The organism is Leucobacter fengyongliangi (assembly GCF_050971685.1).
Classification (GTDB): Bacteria; Actinomycetota; Actinomycetes; order Actinomycetales; family Microbacteriaceae; genus Leucobacter.
In genome coordinates this window covers 22,375-36,658 of record NZ_JBPCEU010000003.1, presented here as the reverse complement: position 1 = coordinate 36,658, position 14,284 = coordinate 22,375, and the positions used below count along the sequence as shown (strand labels likewise).

The window sequence follows — 14,284 nt, the reverse complement described above, 5'->3', positions numbered from 1 at the left end:
CGTCGCCAGCGTCGCCACAGACGCCAAAGCGGGCGACTCCACTGGGGAGGCGCCCGCCCGAGGCATGCCAGCGGGTACCCGAAGGGATCCGCCGACTCTGAGTTACTTACGCGCCGGCGCGGGCCTCTGCAACTACCGCGCGAGCAGCGGCGAAGCCCTGCTCAAGATCCGCCTTCAGATCTTCGACGTTCTCGATGCCCACTGAGAGGCGGACGAGGCCTGGGGTCACGCCCGCGGTGAGCTGCTGCTCAGGGGTGAGCTGCGAATGCGTCGTGGATGCGGGGTGAATGATGAGGCTCCGCACGTCGCCGATATTGGCGAGGTGACTGAACAGCTCAACACTCTCGACGAGAGCCTTGCCCGCGTCAACGCCGCCCTTCAGCTCGAACGAGAGCACTGCGCCCACGCCCTTTCGAGCGTATTCGTTGGCTGCGGCGTACCACGGGCTTGAAGGGAGACCGGCGTAGAACACGTTGGCGACATCATCGTGGTTCTCAAGCCACTCGGCGATTTCCTGTGCGTTCTGCACGTGGCGCTCAATGCGCAGCGAGAGCGTTTCAATGCCCTGCAGCAGCAGCCAGGCGCTGTGCGGGGCGATCGCTGAGCCCAGGTCGCGGAGCAGCTGCACGCGAGCCTTGATGATGTAGGCGGCAGCATCGCCCACCGCGGCGGTGTAGCTCGCGCCGTGGTAGGAGGGATCGGGCTCGGTGAGACCTGGGAACTTCTCAACGTTCTTCGACCATTCGAACTTGCCGCCATCGATGATGGCGCCACCGAGAGTCGTGCCGTGGCCGCCGAGGAACTTTGTCACCGAGTGGATGATGATGTCGGCACCGTACTCGAAGGGGCGAATGAGGTACGGGGTAGCGATGGTGTTGTCGACGATCAATGGCACGTGGTTTTCGTGGGCCACGTCTGCGACCGTGCGGATGTCGAGAATGTTCACACGAGGATTTCCGACGGTCTCTGCGAAGAACAGCTTCGTGTTCGGGCGCACGGCGCGCTGCCACTCCGCGGCATCATCCTGGTTCTCGACGAAGGTGACCTCGATGCCGAGCTTCGCGAGGGTGTACTTAAAGAGGTTGTACGTGCCACCGTAGATCGAGCTTGATGACACGATGTGGTCACCCGACTCGGCAATGTTCAATACCGCGAAGGTCGAAGCGGCCTGCCCGCTGGCGAGCAGGAGTGCTCCCGTGCCCCCTTCTAGCGCGGCGAGGCGCTCCTCGACCACGGCCTGCGTCGGGTTCATGATGCGGGTGTAGATGTTGCCAAATTCGGTCAGCGCAAAGAGGTTCTTGGCGTGCTCGGTGCTGTTAAACACGTAGGAAGTGGTCTGATAGATCGGCACCGCGCGAGCGTTGGTCGTCGGGTCGGGCTGCGCACCTGAGTGCACCTGCTTGGTCTCGAAGTGCCAGTTCTGCTCAGTCATGGAAGCTCCCTAGAAGAAGAGTGGGTGAAGGATGGAAGACGGTGCCGGGAAATGATGGCCTCAGGCAAGAGTAGGAATCATCTGCACACGTGGCAAGGTGGTGCGACACGGAGTGTCACACACCGCTATTGTCGCGGTGAAGAATGACCCCGAGATTCACCCAAGAATTCACCCAAGAATTCACCCAAGAAATCGCCCGAAAAACTCGTGCGCGATCCGCTGAGGGGATCGCGAAAAGAATAAACTGCGAATGCCGCAACAATTTTGCCGCGCGGCCGGCACTTACCCTGAGGGGAATGCGACTATGTCGTTCTGGACAACAATTTGGGACACCATCTGGTGGTTCATCACATTCTTCATTTTCATCGCCTACCTCATGGCGTTGTTCTCGATCATCACCGACCTGTTCCGTGACCGGAAGCTCGGCGGGTTCGCGAAGGCGATTTGGTTCATCTTCCTCATCTTCCTGCCCTTCCTCACTGCGATCATCTACCTCATTGCCCGGGGAAGCGGCATGGGTGAGCGTGCACAGGCGCAGGCTCAGCAGATCCAGCATGCGCAGGAGGAGTACATCCGCCAGGTCAGCGGTGGTGCCGCAGCTGAGATTGCTGAGGCAAAACGTCTCCTCGACGCGGACGCCATCACCCCTGAGGAGTACGCCGCGTTGAAAGCAAAGGCGCTCGCATAGCGCATGCGGCACGCCGAGGAGTCGCATTTCCACCACGAGATGCAAGTTCATAGTGGAAATGCGACTCCTCGGATATGCCCCTCGACATGCATTCGCGAGAGAGGTATGTCAGAAGACGAAAGTGGGAAATTGGAGGGTAGGGACTTATAGACAAGTCCCCCCGAGGCGCATCATTGGCGTGGCCTCGATATTGCTGCTCACACATGAGGGTGAGGCGTATCTGCGGTCAAATTATCCACAGTTGACGGGAAGCCCAGCTGGCGAGGTTTCGCACCAAGCAGGCTGGCGGAATGACTCCGACTCAGCGCATTCTCCCTCCCGAACTCGGTTCCACTTTCACCGTTGCCGACGCGCTCACTCGCGGAGTGACCCGACGGCAGCTTGATCGCTCGGGCCTGGTCAGGGTGTTCCATGGCGTTCGAGCCCGTGAGGGCACTGAAGCTGATTCCCTGCCGCGTGCATTTGCCCCTCGATTGCGCACTGGCGAGTGCTTCAGCCACGTCACCGCGCTCACACTGCTTGGCTGTCCAGTTCGCGGCGGCGAATCCCTTCACGTGTGTGTGGCAGCCCCGCACACTCGTAACCGGACCCGAGGCATCATTGGCCACCGGCACACGGCTGGATTCATCCCGCACTTCGCCTCGGGTGGTCTCCCCGTCGTGCCGCCGCTGCTCGCGCTCCAGCAGAGTGCATCCTTGCTTGAACTCAAGGAACTGATTGTCGCGATGGATCACCTTGTCCTCGCAGGACCATATCGTGAGCCCACTCTTCGTGTGGAGGAGATTGCTGCCGTGATCGAGCGTTCCTCAGCGCGTGGCGTGCGGCAGCTGCGCCGAGCCCTGGAACTCGCCCGTGTCGGAGCTGAATCACGGATGGAGACGTTGACGCGGCTACTCCTCGCCGCATATGGGCTCGACACTTTCTTCGTGCTGCAACAAGAGGTCTTTGACCAGGCCGGATTCATCGGCAGATTCGATCTCGTCGATGAGGATAGAAAGCTGATCATCGAGTATGACGGTGAGCAGCACCGTCTGAACAGGGTTCAGTACCTGAAAGACGACGAGAGGCTGGAGCGTGCCCGTGCCGCGGGGTATAGAGTCATTCGATTGCGCTTTGAAGATGTGGTTCGGTACCCATCTCGGACTGCCGCAAGGATCGCGACTCACATGGGGCTTGAAGTGAGGCTTCGGCGCGATGCGAGAGAACTGCTCCTGTCATAAACCTCCTGAGTGCTTCCCGTAGGTGCTTCGCCCGCGATGCTGTGCAGCTCCTGGGTGCTGCGGCAGCTGCGGTAGCCAGGCAATTTGCCCGGCACGAAGGGTGGAGAGTTCATCGAGGAGTCGCATTTCCACCAGGAGCCTTCGAAAGATCGTGGAATTGCGACTCCTCGGTGAGTGAGGTGCGCGGTACGCTGCACGAAAGAGACAGCGGATCGAGATCTTTGGGCGGGGATGCGAATGGGCAATCAAGTCAAGCGAGTGGTGGTCACCGGGGCGAGTTCGGGTATCGGTGCGGCGGCTGTGCGTCGCTTCTCGGAGCATGGGTGGCAGACCGTCGCTGTGGCCCGCCGAGCCGATCGGCTGGCTGATCTTGCCTCGGAGACCGGGGCGCATGTCATCGTGTGCGATGTGACCGATGAGGCGCAAGTGGATCGCATGGCCGCCGAGGTCGCTGCGACCGGGGGCGCGGACGCACTCGTGAACAACGCCGGGGGAGCACTCGGGGTGGACTCGATCGAGCGGTCATCCAACGAAGACTGGCGAAAGATGTTCGAGGTGAACGTGATCGGGCTGCGCACGGTCACCGCGGCACTCCTTCCGGTGCTCCGCGACGCGGCGCGCTCACACGGTTGGGCCTCGATCCTGAACGTCACCTCTACGGCCGGGCATGATGCCTACCCAGGAGGTGGCGGCTACAACGCCGCCAAGTTTGCCGCTCACGCGGTCACCGAAGTGTTGCGGCTGGAACTCGCGGGCGAGCCCATTCGTGTCATGGAGCTCGCCCCCGGCCTCGTGCACACGGAGGAATTCACCCTGAACCGGGTGCGCGGGGATGCCGAGGCAGTAGCCCGAACGTACGCCGATGTCATCCCACTCTCGGCCGAGGAAGTCGCACGTGTTCTGGTGGGCGCATTCGAGCAGCCTCCGCACGTCAATCAAGACCTGATCGTGCTGCGCCCTGTCGCGCAGTCCAGTGTCTTTCACACGCACCGCGGAGAACTCGTCCCGCGATCCACCCAGTGACGGTGAAACTGTCTGACCTGGTTGCCGAGGGGGGGTATCGCCGAAGACTGGGCTGCGGCTCTTGCCCCCGTCGCGAAGGAACTTGATGACCTCGACGTGTTTGTTCGTCAAGAACAGGCGGCGGGACATCAGGTTTTGCCTGCACCTGAGCGGATCATGGCCGCGTTTCGGCAACCTCTCGCCCAAGTGCGTGTGCTCATTGTGGGGCAAGACCCGTACCCCACGCCGGGGCACCCGATCGGGTTGTCGTTTGCGACCGCTCCCGACGTGCGTCCCCTGCCTCGCAGCCTCGCCAACATCTATCGCGAGCTTCGCGACGACCTGGGTATCGAACCCGCACCGCACGGAGACCTCACCCCGTGGGCAGAGCAGGGCGTGATGCTGCTGAATCGCGTGCTCACCGTGAGCGCGGGTGCCGCGGGATCGCACCGCGGGAAGGGATGGGAGGCGGTCACAGACTGTGCGATCCGTGCCCTGGTCGCCCGTCACGCCCCGCTGGTCGCGGTGTTGTGGGGAAACGATGCGCGGCGGATCAGCCCGCTGCTTGGCGACACCGCGCGAATCGAGAGCGCGCACCCCTCACCGCTGTCGGCCGCGCGGGGCTTCTTCAGGTCGCGACCGTTCAGCTGCGTGAATGAGTCCCTTGTGCGGCAGGGCACCAATCCCATCGCGTGGGGGCTGCCTGAACGTGCGCATCAGCAATGAGCGGGTGCGGTGAGAGCGCGAGTGGTTATGATCGCGGCATGACTGATGCAGTGCTGCTCGAAATCGACCATGGCCTCGCCCGGATCACCCTGAGCCGCCCGGACCGGCTGAACGCATTTCACGCCGACATGGCCGAGGGGTGGGCCCGGGCAACCCGCGAGGCGGTGGCCCGAGAAGACGTCCGTGCGATTCTGGTGCGGGCAGAGGGTCGCGCTTTCTGCGCGGGTGGAGATGTCAAAGCCATGGCGGAGATGGCGGATCGTGGCGAGCAAATGACGGCCCTCGCTCGACGCATTAACGATGGGATCCGTGCGCTGGTTGAGTCGTCGGTTCCGGTCGTCGCGGCGGCTCAGGGCACCACCGCTGGTGGTGGGCTGGGCATTCTGCTTGCGAGCGACTATGCAGTCACTGGCATGAGCTCAAAGATCGGCAGCCTGTACGCCAACGTGGGGCTGTCTCCCGATCTGTCGGTATCGGCGCTGCTCGGGCGCGCGGTGGGTGAGCGCCGTGCGCTCCAGCTCACCCTGCAGGAGCGACTCCTGTCTGCCCAGCAGGCGCTCGACTGGGGCCTCGTCGCAGAGGTGGTCCCAGACGACGCGGTGAGCGCACGTGCGGAGGAGATCGCCAGCCACTGGGTTCAAGGCGCGGCAGACGCGTTCGGGCAGGCGAAGCGGTTGCTTCGCGCCGCTCCCGACCGCGCATTTGCCGCGCAGCTTGACGATGAGGCGATGACGATCGGGAGGTTGTCTCTCGGCCCAGAAGCCGAGGCCCGCATTACGGCATTCGCGAAGCGATAGGTTCCCGGAAGAGTTAGCCGAGCGGCGTGCGAGAGTTCAATGCTTCCAGGAGCGCTCGCTCGCTCTTGATCGTTCCGGGATTTCGTCTGAGCCACGGGCGGAGCACGCGGGTCACGAGCGGCATCATGAAAAACGTCATGATCGGCACCAGCAGGGTGACAGTGAGAACGGACCGCAGAGGAATCGCGAGATCGTCCCACCACCCCAACTGTGAGACGGCGAGGGAGACCAGCAGGTTCAGAGGAAACATGCCCAGCCAAATGGCCACGGCCTGTTTCCATCGCAACGGCGCGGAGCGCACCCCAATCGTGCGCACGGCTCCGGTCTGCACATCGACCGAGTGGCGCAGCTCGGGCCCGTCAAACCACCCCTCGATGCCAGTTCGGCTTTGAACCGTTGCGTCAAGCACGAGTGGATCGCCGCTCCGCAGCCACTTCTGTCGCTCACGGGAGTGCTCCCAGTCAGTGAGCGACTCTTCGTCGCTGAAGCGATAGGTCATGTGCAGCACGTTTTCGTTCTCGGCATCTCGCATGACGCCGACCCCCAGGCAGCCGTGATGCCTTCGCGCGAGGCTGAGGCCCTGGTCGATCCACGCCACCCCGTCTCCCAGGGAGGTGGGGGAGAGCTCTCGCCTGACCGAAACTGTCACTGGATTCGCCATGACCTCATTGCACCGCACCCGTGTGTCGTGCAGGTTTCAGCGTGTATCCAATGCGTGACTCCGGGGTTACGTTTGCGGGTCGCTCCGCTTCGCGGCGCAGGGTGCGAAGATGGTGTCGTGAATATTGTGCTCGGGGTGACCGGCGGCATCGCCGCATACAAGGCCGTATTGCTCGCTCGGTTGTTCGTTGAGGCCGGTCACGAGGTACACGTGGTGCCGACGGCCGACGCCCTGCGCTTTGTCGGGCTTCCGACCTGGGAGGCGATCAGCCGCCACCCGGTGACGTCGTCGGTGCACGACGATGTTCCCGAGGTGCGCCACGTCGCACTCGGACAGCGGGCCGACCTGGTGGTCGTGGCCCCCGCAACCGCGAACACGCTCGCTCGCATGGCGGCTGGTCTTGCCGACGACCTCCTTGGCACCACCCTGCTCGCCACCACGGCCCCCGTGCTCGTCGCGCCGGCGATGCACACCGAGATGTGGCAGCACGCCGCAACCCAGCACAACGTCGAGACGCTCCGCGGCAGGGGCATCGCGTTTGTCGGCCCAGACAGCGGCCGACTCACGGGCGACGACAGCGGCCCGGGTCGCATGAGCGAGCCGACGCAGATCTTTGCGGCGGCACAGTCTCTCTTGGCGGGTCGGCATCCACACGCCTCCGAGTCGCAGATCATAGTGGATCAGCCCACCTCCGATCTCGCGGGCCTCACGGTGCTCGTCAGTGCCGGGGGCACCCGCGAGCCGATCGACCCGGTGCGCTACCTCGGCAATCGCTCAAGTGGCCGGCAGGGCGTGGCGATCGCCGCCGCCGCCGCGGCTCGGGGCGCGCAGGTGGTGCTCCTCTCCGCAAACGTTGACGCTTCCGTGCTTGGCGAGGTGGGGGATCGATCCACTACGCGCGTCGTTCCGGTCGGCACGGCCGCAGAGCTCGAGGCCGCTGCGCGCAAGGAGGCTGCCGGCGCAGACGTGATCATCATGGCAGCCGCAGTGGCCGACTATCGGGTGGCCGAGGTGTCGGAAGGGAAACTTCGCAAGGAGGACACGGGCGGCACGCCTCCCACACTCCAGCTGGTTGAAAACCCAGACATCCTGCGGGGTTTGGTCGTCTCCCGGGCCCCGGGCCAGACGATCGTGGGTTTCGCCGCAGAGACTGTCGAGGGTGAGGATGAGTTGCTGGAGCGTGGGCGGCGCAAGCTCGCACGAAAGGGCGTGGATCTGCTCGCGGTCAATGCGGTGGGGTGGAGTGAGGGGTTCGAGTCGGCAGGCAATGCCCTCCATATTCTGGACCGAACTGGCGAAGTGGTGCGTCGAATCAATGGCACCAAACGCGAGACTGCAGATGGACTGCTCGACGCGGTCTTGGCAGTGCGTCTCGCACGTGATATTCTGTAAGGCCGGGCTCGCCCGGAATTGATAATTCCATAGTGTGTGATGTGAATGCCTCGCGAGGCCAGAAACACTCCGGTGTTTGGGTCTTGCACTCAGGGGGCCGATCGGTTTCGACACGTCGTTTTGAGACTGTGAGAAGCGGGTCGAGGACGCGGAGTTATCTCGTAAACGCCCTTCGCAAACTATAGGTGCCAACGTTAAGCGCACCGACTTCGCTCTCGCTGCCTAAGCACGAGACCGAGTCCGTCAGGCCGGGTGTGCCTCCGCCCCGGTTTCCTGACGTCATTTAGGGGGCTTGCTGGTGCGTTGCGTTTCAGGGCGTACCGGGACTTTTACTGTGACTGGGCCCGTCGCACTAGGTGTTCGTGACAAAGAGCGGGGCCGAGTAGAACGTCTGCACGAAATACACCCGTAGAAGGCATGGAATCATCGAAGTGGACCGGGGTTCAATTCCCCGCGGCTCCACGAGCTTCACATCACACGCTTGGGAATTGGAAATAGGTGAGGGGCCACCCAGTGGGTGGCCCCTCACCTATTTCACTGCCGCGCGGGTCAACCGCCTACCCTGTAGGTCAGCGATCCACGATCTCCGCACCCTCGGGAAGCTTCGCGCCGAGCGGCAGTCGTACGGTCACGAACTGCTGCCCCGCTGCGTCGGGTGCTGGCTGCGTGGCAGTGGCTTCCGACGGCGCAGGTGCTGCTGGCGAGTGATTCTGATCCGTTATTGGAGCGACGGCGCGCTTGACCACCCTCGGCGACGCGTGGCCCATCTTGTCGATCCAGGCGAGCGCGAGCGCTGAGACGATGAACGCCAGGTGGATCGCGACCTCCCACATCACGCCCTCGCCGGAGTAGATCACGCGGCCATCGGCACCGGTAACGATTCCGCCGTCCATACGACCCACCTCGATGAAGGTCTTCAGGAGGTGAATCGAGGAGATCGAGATAATCGAGACGGCGAGCTTGACCTTCAGGAGGTTCGCGTTGACGTGCGACAGCCAGTCGGGCTCGTCATGGTGGCCAGCAACACGGATCTTTGAGACGAACGTCTCGTAGCCGCCGATGATCACCATGATGAGCAGGTTCGCGATCATCACGATGTCGATGAGCGCGAGCACGCTCAGCATGACCTCGGTCTCGGTGAAGTGGCCGTTTATGATCGCGGTTTCGATGAGGTGCCAGAGCTCGACGAAGAAGAGCACCACGTAGATGGCCTGAGCGATGATCAGTCCCAGGTACAGGGGCGCCTGTAGCCAGCGACTCGCGAAAATGAATCCGGCAAGGGTGCGCGAGGCTAGGCCCGGGCCGGGTAAGGCCGTATCACTGGCGGATGAGGTGCGAAACTCGCTCACTGGAGTCCTTTCGATGCGGATGACGGAGATAAGCGTAGCGACGCGTATCTCGGGGTTGCCTGAGCAAGTTAGACTTACCGCTGCGAAGGGGAGTATTCCGTTTTGCTCGTATCGTCATCACGCTGGGCTCCGTAGCCCTGCCGGTGCGGGCTCGGCTTCTGCCGGGAAGAGACCTTCGGTCATTCGCGCACCACCCACACCGAAGGTGAACCACCCGATAGTGACTACCGTTCTTCCGCTCTGGTTTGAGATCGGCTCGATGATCGTGCTCGTTGCGATCCTCCTCATCGATCTCCTGCTCATCATTCGACGCCCGCACGCCCCATCGATGAGAGAGGCGAGCCTGTGGGTGGGTTTCTACGTGTTGCTTGCGCTCATCTTTGCCGGTGCCATGTTCATTCTCGGCGATGTGCAGCACGGCACCGAGTTTCTGGCGGGTTGGCTGACCGAGTACAGCCTGTCGATTGACAACCTCTTCGTCTTCGTGATCATCCTGACCCGATTCGGGGTGCCCATTGCGTACCAGCAGCGTGCCCTGATGATCGGCATCATTCTGGCACTGATCTTCCGTGGCGTCTTCATTTTGGTGGGTGCCGCGCTGATCGAGAACTTCAGCTGGGTCTTTTACATCTTCGGCGCCTGGCTCATCTACACCGCGTGGCAGCAGGCGAGCCACGACGATGGCGAGGGGGACGGCGAGAGCTGGTTCGTGCGGCAGATCAAAAAGGTTGTGCCGTTTTCTGACCACTTTGACGGCGGCAAGCTGCGTACAACCGTCGATGGCAAGAAGATGTGGACGCCGTTCCTCCTGGTCCTCATCGCCCTGGGCACCACCGACCTGCTCTTCGCGCTCGATTCGATCCCCGCGATCTTTGGCATTACCCAGAGCCCGTTTATCGTGTTTACCGCGAACCTCTTCGCGCTCATGGGGCTGCGCCAGCTCTACTTCCTCCTGGGTGGCCTACTCGATCGCCTGATCTACCTGAAGTACGGCATCGCCTTCATTCTCGCCTTCATTGGCGTGAAGCTCGTGCTGCACGCCATGCACGTGAACGAACTCCCATTCATCAACGGTGGCGAACACATTGAATGGGCACCCGAGATCAGCACCTGGGTGTCGCTCGGCGTAATCGTCGCCGCGATGGCGGTCGCGACGGTCGCGAGCCTCCTGAAGATTCGTCGGGATGCGCTCGCATCGGGTGAGCGGCGAGTGCCACGCGGTGCCCCGGTGCAGCCGAAGCAAGACGACGGCGCACAGCACTAGCCCGTGGATCGTGTGCCGCCGCACCGGGTGCGGCGGCACACGCCGGGGCTCGCTGCGATCCCGCACGGCACCCGGTGATAGACTCTCGGCATGCGTACGCGGCAGCTCCTCCTTCCTTGCCGCGACGGGGTGTAGCTTTCGGCCCTCCCGTCGCGGAGTTCAGGCATGGCCGACCCATTCGCGCAGTTGCGCACCGAGCCACGAAGTAGAGATGCACATTCATGACTGAGCAACAGACCAACCCCCGCCCCCGCACCCTGGCAGAGAAGCTGTGGGACGACCATGTGGTCGTGAAGGGCGAAAACGGTGACCCCGATCTGATCTATATCGATCTGCACCTCATTCACGAGGTAACGAGCCCGCAGGCCTTTGACGGACTGCGCGTGGCGGGTCGCCCACTACGGCGTGTCGATCTCATGATCGCGACGGAGGATCACAACACTCCAACCCTCAATATCACGCGCCAGATCGAGGATCCCATCAGTCGCCTGCAGATCGAAACGCTGCGTCAGAACGTCGCCGAGTTCGGCGTGCGTGCCCACCCGCTGGGCGACAAAGAGCAGGGCATCGTGCACGTCGTCGGGCCGCAGCTGGGCCTCACGATGCCGGGCATCACCGTGGTGTGTGGCGACAGCCACACGTCGACGCACGGCGCGTTTGGCGCGCTCGCCTTCGGGATCGGCACGAGCGAGGTCGAGCATGTCATGGCGACGCAGACGTTGCCGTTGAAGCCGTTCAAGACGATGGCGATCAACGTCGAGGGCGAGTTGCGCCCCGGTGTCACCGCGAAAGACATCATTCTCGCGGTCATCGCGAAGATCGGTACCGGCGGCGGTCAGGGCTACGTGCTCGAGTACCGGGGGAGCGCGATTCGTGGCCTGTCGATGGACGGGCGGATGACGATCTGCAACATGTCGATCGAGGCCGGCGCCCGCGCCGGAATGGTTGCCCCCGACGAGACGACCTTCGCCTATCTCGAGGGTCGCCCGCACGCGCCGAAGGGCGCGGACTGGGACGCTGCGGTCGAGTATTGGAAGACGCTGCCCACCGACGAGGGCGCCGTGTTTGATGCCGAGGTCTTCATCGATGCGAACGAGTTGGAGCCCTTCGTGACGTGGGGCACGAACCCGGGCCAGGGCGTGCTGCTGAGCGATCGGGTGCCCAATCCGGCGGACATCGCTGATCCGAATCAGCGCGCCGCGGCCGAGCGTGCACTCGAGTACATGGATATTGCGGCGGGCACCCCAATGAAGGAAATCGCGGTCGACGCGGTCTTCATGGGGTCGTGCACGAACAGTCGCATGGATGATTTGCGCGAGTTCGCGAGCATCATCAAGGGCAAGCAAATAGCCGACGGCGTGCGTCTGATGGTGGTGCCCGGCTCTGCGCGGGTGCGACTGGAGGCAGAGGCTGAGGGGATCGACAAGATCGTCGAGGACTTCGGCGGAGAGTGGCGATTTGCCGGGTGCTCGATGTGTCTCGGGATGAACCCCGATCAGTTGGCGCCGGGTGAGCGGTGCGCGTCGACCTCGAACCGCAATTTCGAGGGGCGCCAGGGCAAGGGCGGGCGGACGCACTTGGTGTCGCCGCTAGTCGCAGCGGCCACCGCCATTCGCGGCACGCTCTCGAGCCCGTGGGATTTGCAGTCAGACGAAGCGCGCGGTATCACGCACGACAAGGTAGGGGCGTAATCATGGAGAAGTTCACGACGTTGACCGGCGTTGCTGTTCCGTTGAAGCGCTCGAATGTTGACACCGATCAGATCATTCCGGCGGAGTTCTTGAAGCGCGTCACGAAGACGGGGTTTGAAGACGCGCTGTTCTTTCACTGGCGTCAAGACCCGGATTTTGTGCTGAATCGGCCCGAGTATTCGGGTGCCGAGGTGCTCGTCGCAGGTGCTGATTTTGGTACGGGTTCCTCGCGGGAGCACGCGGTGTGGGCCCTGCGCGACTATGGCTTCAAGGTCGTTATTTCGCCGAAGTTCGCGGACATTTTCCGCGGGAATTCAGGCAAGCAGGGTTTCCTGGCCGCGGAGGTCGAAGAAGCCGACGTGCAGCGGATCTGGGAGTTTCTCGACGCTCACCCGGGTGCGCCGGTGACGGTGAGCCTGGAAGATCGCACGGTGACCGCGGGCGAACTCACGGTTCCGTTCCAGATTGATGACTACACTCGGTGGCGGCTGATCGAGGGGCTCGACGATATCTCGTTGACCCTCCGCGACGAGCAGGCGATCACGGATTTCGAGGCGAAGCGTCCGGCCTGGATGCCCACCACACTTCCGGCACACACGGCCTAATTTCGAATGAACGGCGGCGACACCATCGAAGACAGCGCGATTTCACAGACTGACGCTGACGAGGGCCTAAAACAGGACGCTCGGAAGGCGGGTGCCCGGGTGGGCCTGACCTCTGACGAGATCATCATCAAGGGTGGGCGGCCACTGAAGGGTCGCATTGAGGTGCGCGGAGCCAAGAACCTCGCCACCAAAGCGATGGTTGCGGCGTTGCTCGGAAAGTCACCCAGCGTGCTGCGCAATGTGCCAAATATCTCGGACGTGCGCGTCGTCGCCGGTCTGCTCGCCCTCCATGGCGTGCTCATTACTCGGGGCGAAGACCCGGGTGAATGGCGCCTCGATCCCTCGAACGTCGAGCAGGCGCATCATGCCGACATCGACGCGCACGCCGGCTCGTCGCGTATCCCGATCCTCTTCTGCGGGCCGCTGCTGCATCGACTCGGGAAGGCCTTCATTCCTGACCTCGGCGGTTGCCGCATCGGGGATCGTCCCATCGATTTCCATCTCGACGCGTTGCGACAGTTCGGTGCGGTCATCGAGAAGCTGCCCAGCGGGATCAGCCTCACCGCCCCCGGCGGACTCAAGGGTGCGAACATTGAGCTGCCCTATCCCTCCGTGGGAGCGACGGAGCAGGTGCTGCTGACCGCTGTGCTCGCCGAGGGGCAAACGGAGTTGCGCAACGCCGCCATAGAGCCTGAGATTGTCGACCTCATCTGCATTCTCCAGAAGATGGGCGCAATCATCTCGATGGAGCCCAACCGAGTGATCTTCATCGAAGGTGTCGAGGAGCTTCAGGGCTACACGCATCGTGCGATCTTCGACCGCAACGAGGCCGCCAGCTGGGCGGCTGCCGCGCTGGCCACCAAGGGCGACATCTTCGTCGGCGGTGTCGAACAAGAAGAGATGATGACCTTCTTGAATGTGTTCCGCAAGGTCGGCGGAGCGTTTGACGTGCAAGACGATGGCATTCGCTTCTGGCACCCGGGTGGTGTGCTGAAGCCGGTTACGATCGAGACTGACGTGCATCCTGGCTTCATGACCGATTGGCAGCAGCCGCTCGTGGTCGCGCTGACTCAGGCCGAGGGAGTCTCGACGATCCACGAGACCGTCTACGAGAACCGGTTTGGGTTCACGGATGCGCTCAACACGATGGGCGCGAACATCGTGGTGTATCCGGACGGACTTGCCCATGAGGATCGCCGCGTGCTGCGCCGTGAGTTTGAGCAGGCCGCGGTCATCACCGGCCCCACCCCGCTGCACGGTGCCGACATTGAGGTGCCCGACCTGCGCGGTGGGTTCAGCCACCTCATCGCCGCTCTGACTGCAGAGGGGCAGAGCAAGGTCAGTAATCTCGGCATCATTTCGCGCGGGTACGAGAATTTCATTGAGAAGCTGCGCCTCCTCGGTGCCGACTTCGTGTTCGAGAGCTGAGTTCGCGCGTCCATGCACGCAGATTCTGG

Annotated in this window: 13 protein-coding genes and 1 other RNA gene; 11 read left to right on the top strand and 3 right to left on the bottom strand. The window is 63.0% G+C overall.

From position 1 onward, the window contains the following. Nucleotides 1-106: 106 nt before the first annotated feature. Entirely contained in the window at nucleotides 107-1,432 is a 1,326-nt protein-coding gene (locus ACR0R4_RS03100) for a bifunctional o-acetylhomoserine/o-acetylserine sulfhydrylase (RefSeq protein ID WP_433645877.1), read from the bottom strand. Nucleotides 1,433-1,736: 304 nt separating this feature from the next. Between ACR0R4_RS03100 and ACR0R4_RS03095 the strand changes: the two genes are divergently transcribed. The 5 genes from ACR0R4_RS03095 to ACR0R4_RS03075 all read left to right on the top strand — a co-directional run bounded on the left by ACR0R4_RS03095 (nucleotide 1,737) and on the right by ACR0R4_RS03075 (nucleotide 5,865). Continuing rightward, nucleotides 1,737-2,120, top strand: a complete 384-nt coding sequence (locus ACR0R4_RS03095; protein WP_433645876.1) for a PLDc N-terminal domain-containing protein — start codon at nucleotides 1,737-1,739, stop codon at nucleotides 2,118-2,120. Between the two features lie 290 nt (nucleotides 2,121-2,410). Then, nucleotides 2,411-3,340, top strand: a complete 930-nt coding sequence (locus ACR0R4_RS03090) for a DUF559 domain-containing protein (protein ID WP_433645875.1) — start codon at nucleotides 2,411-2,413, stop codon at nucleotides 3,338-3,340. A 237-nt stretch (nucleotides 3,341-3,577) separates the two neighbouring features. Beyond that, the gene (locus ACR0R4_RS03085; protein ID WP_433645874.1) at nucleotides 3,578-4,363 is read left to right on the top strand and encodes an SDR family oxidoreductase; all 786 of its coding nucleotides are present in this window, start codon (nucleotides 3,578-3,580) and stop codon (nucleotides 4,361-4,363) included. Between the two features lie 21 nt (nucleotides 4,364-4,384). Then, complete coding sequence (locus ACR0R4_RS03080) at nucleotides 4,385-5,068, top strand: uracil-DNA glycosylase (protein WP_433645873.1); 684 nt, start codon at nucleotides 4,385-4,387, stop codon at nucleotides 5,066-5,068. Nucleotides 5,069-5,106: 38 nt separating this feature from the next. Beyond that, complete coding sequence (locus tag ACR0R4_RS03075; RefSeq protein ID WP_433645872.1) at nucleotides 5,107-5,865, top strand: enoyl-CoA hydratase/isomerase family protein; 759 nt, start codon at nucleotides 5,107-5,109, stop codon at nucleotides 5,863-5,865. 13 nt (nucleotides 5,866-5,878) lie between these two features. On the opposite strand, the gene ACR0R4_RS03070 is transcribed toward ACR0R4_RS03075, so the two are convergent. Next, entirely contained in the window at nucleotides 5,879-6,526 is a 648-nt protein-coding gene (locus ACR0R4_RS03070) for an antibiotic biosynthesis monooxygenase (protein WP_433645871.1), read from the bottom strand. A 117-nt stretch (nucleotides 6,527-6,643) separates the two neighbouring features. Here ACR0R4_RS03070 and coaBC point away from each other — a divergent pair, with 117 nt between their 5' ends. Continuing rightward, complete coding sequence (gene coaBC / locus ACR0R4_RS03065) at nucleotides 6,644-7,918, top strand: bifunctional phosphopantothenoylcysteine decarboxylase/phosphopantothenate--cysteine ligase CoaBC (protein ID WP_433645870.1); 1,275 nt, start codon at nucleotides 6,644-6,646, stop codon at nucleotides 7,916-7,918. A gap of 93 nt (nucleotides 7,919-8,011) precedes the next feature. Next, nucleotides 8,012-8,383, top strand: a transfer-messenger RNA (tmRNA) gene (gene ssrA, locus ACR0R4_RS03060). A 104-nt stretch (nucleotides 8,384-8,487) separates the two neighbouring features. Here ssrA and ACR0R4_RS03055 read toward each other — a convergent pair. Continuing rightward, the gene (locus tag ACR0R4_RS03055; protein ID WP_433645869.1) at nucleotides 8,488-9,267 is read right to left on the bottom strand and encodes a TIGR00645 family protein; all 780 of its coding nucleotides are present in this window, start codon (nucleotides 9,265-9,267) and stop codon (nucleotides 8,488-8,490) included. A 220-nt stretch (nucleotides 9,268-9,487) separates the two neighbouring features. Here ACR0R4_RS03055 and ACR0R4_RS03050 point away from each other — a divergent pair, with 220 nt between their 5' ends. From ACR0R4_RS03050 to murA, 4 genes are all read left to right on the top strand, one after another. Further along, on the top strand, nucleotides 9,488-10,531 hold the full coding sequence (locus ACR0R4_RS03050; protein ID WP_433645868.1) for a TerC family protein: 1,044 nt from the start codon (nucleotides 9,488-9,490) through the stop codon (nucleotides 10,529-10,531). 221 nt (nucleotides 10,532-10,752) lie between these two features. After that, the gene (gene leuC, locus ACR0R4_RS03045) at nucleotides 10,753-12,222 is read left to right on the top strand and encodes a 3-isopropylmalate dehydratase large subunit (protein ID WP_433645867.1); all 1,470 of its coding nucleotides are present in this window, start codon (nucleotides 10,753-10,755) and stop codon (nucleotides 12,220-12,222) included. Nucleotides 12,223-12,224: 2 nt separating this feature from the next. After that, nucleotides 12,225-12,827, top strand: coding sequence for a 3-isopropylmalate dehydratase small subunit (leuD, locus tag ACR0R4_RS03040; protein WP_433645866.1), 603 nt, complete (start codon nucleotides 12,225-12,227; stop codon nucleotides 12,825-12,827). 6 nt (nucleotides 12,828-12,833) lie between these two features. Then, on the top strand, nucleotides 12,834-14,255 hold the full coding sequence (gene murA / locus ACR0R4_RS03035; protein ID WP_433645865.1) for a UDP-N-acetylglucosamine 1-carboxyvinyltransferase: 1,422 nt from the start codon (nucleotides 12,834-12,836) through the stop codon (nucleotides 14,253-14,255). Nucleotides 14,256-14,284: the final 29 nt, after the last annotated feature.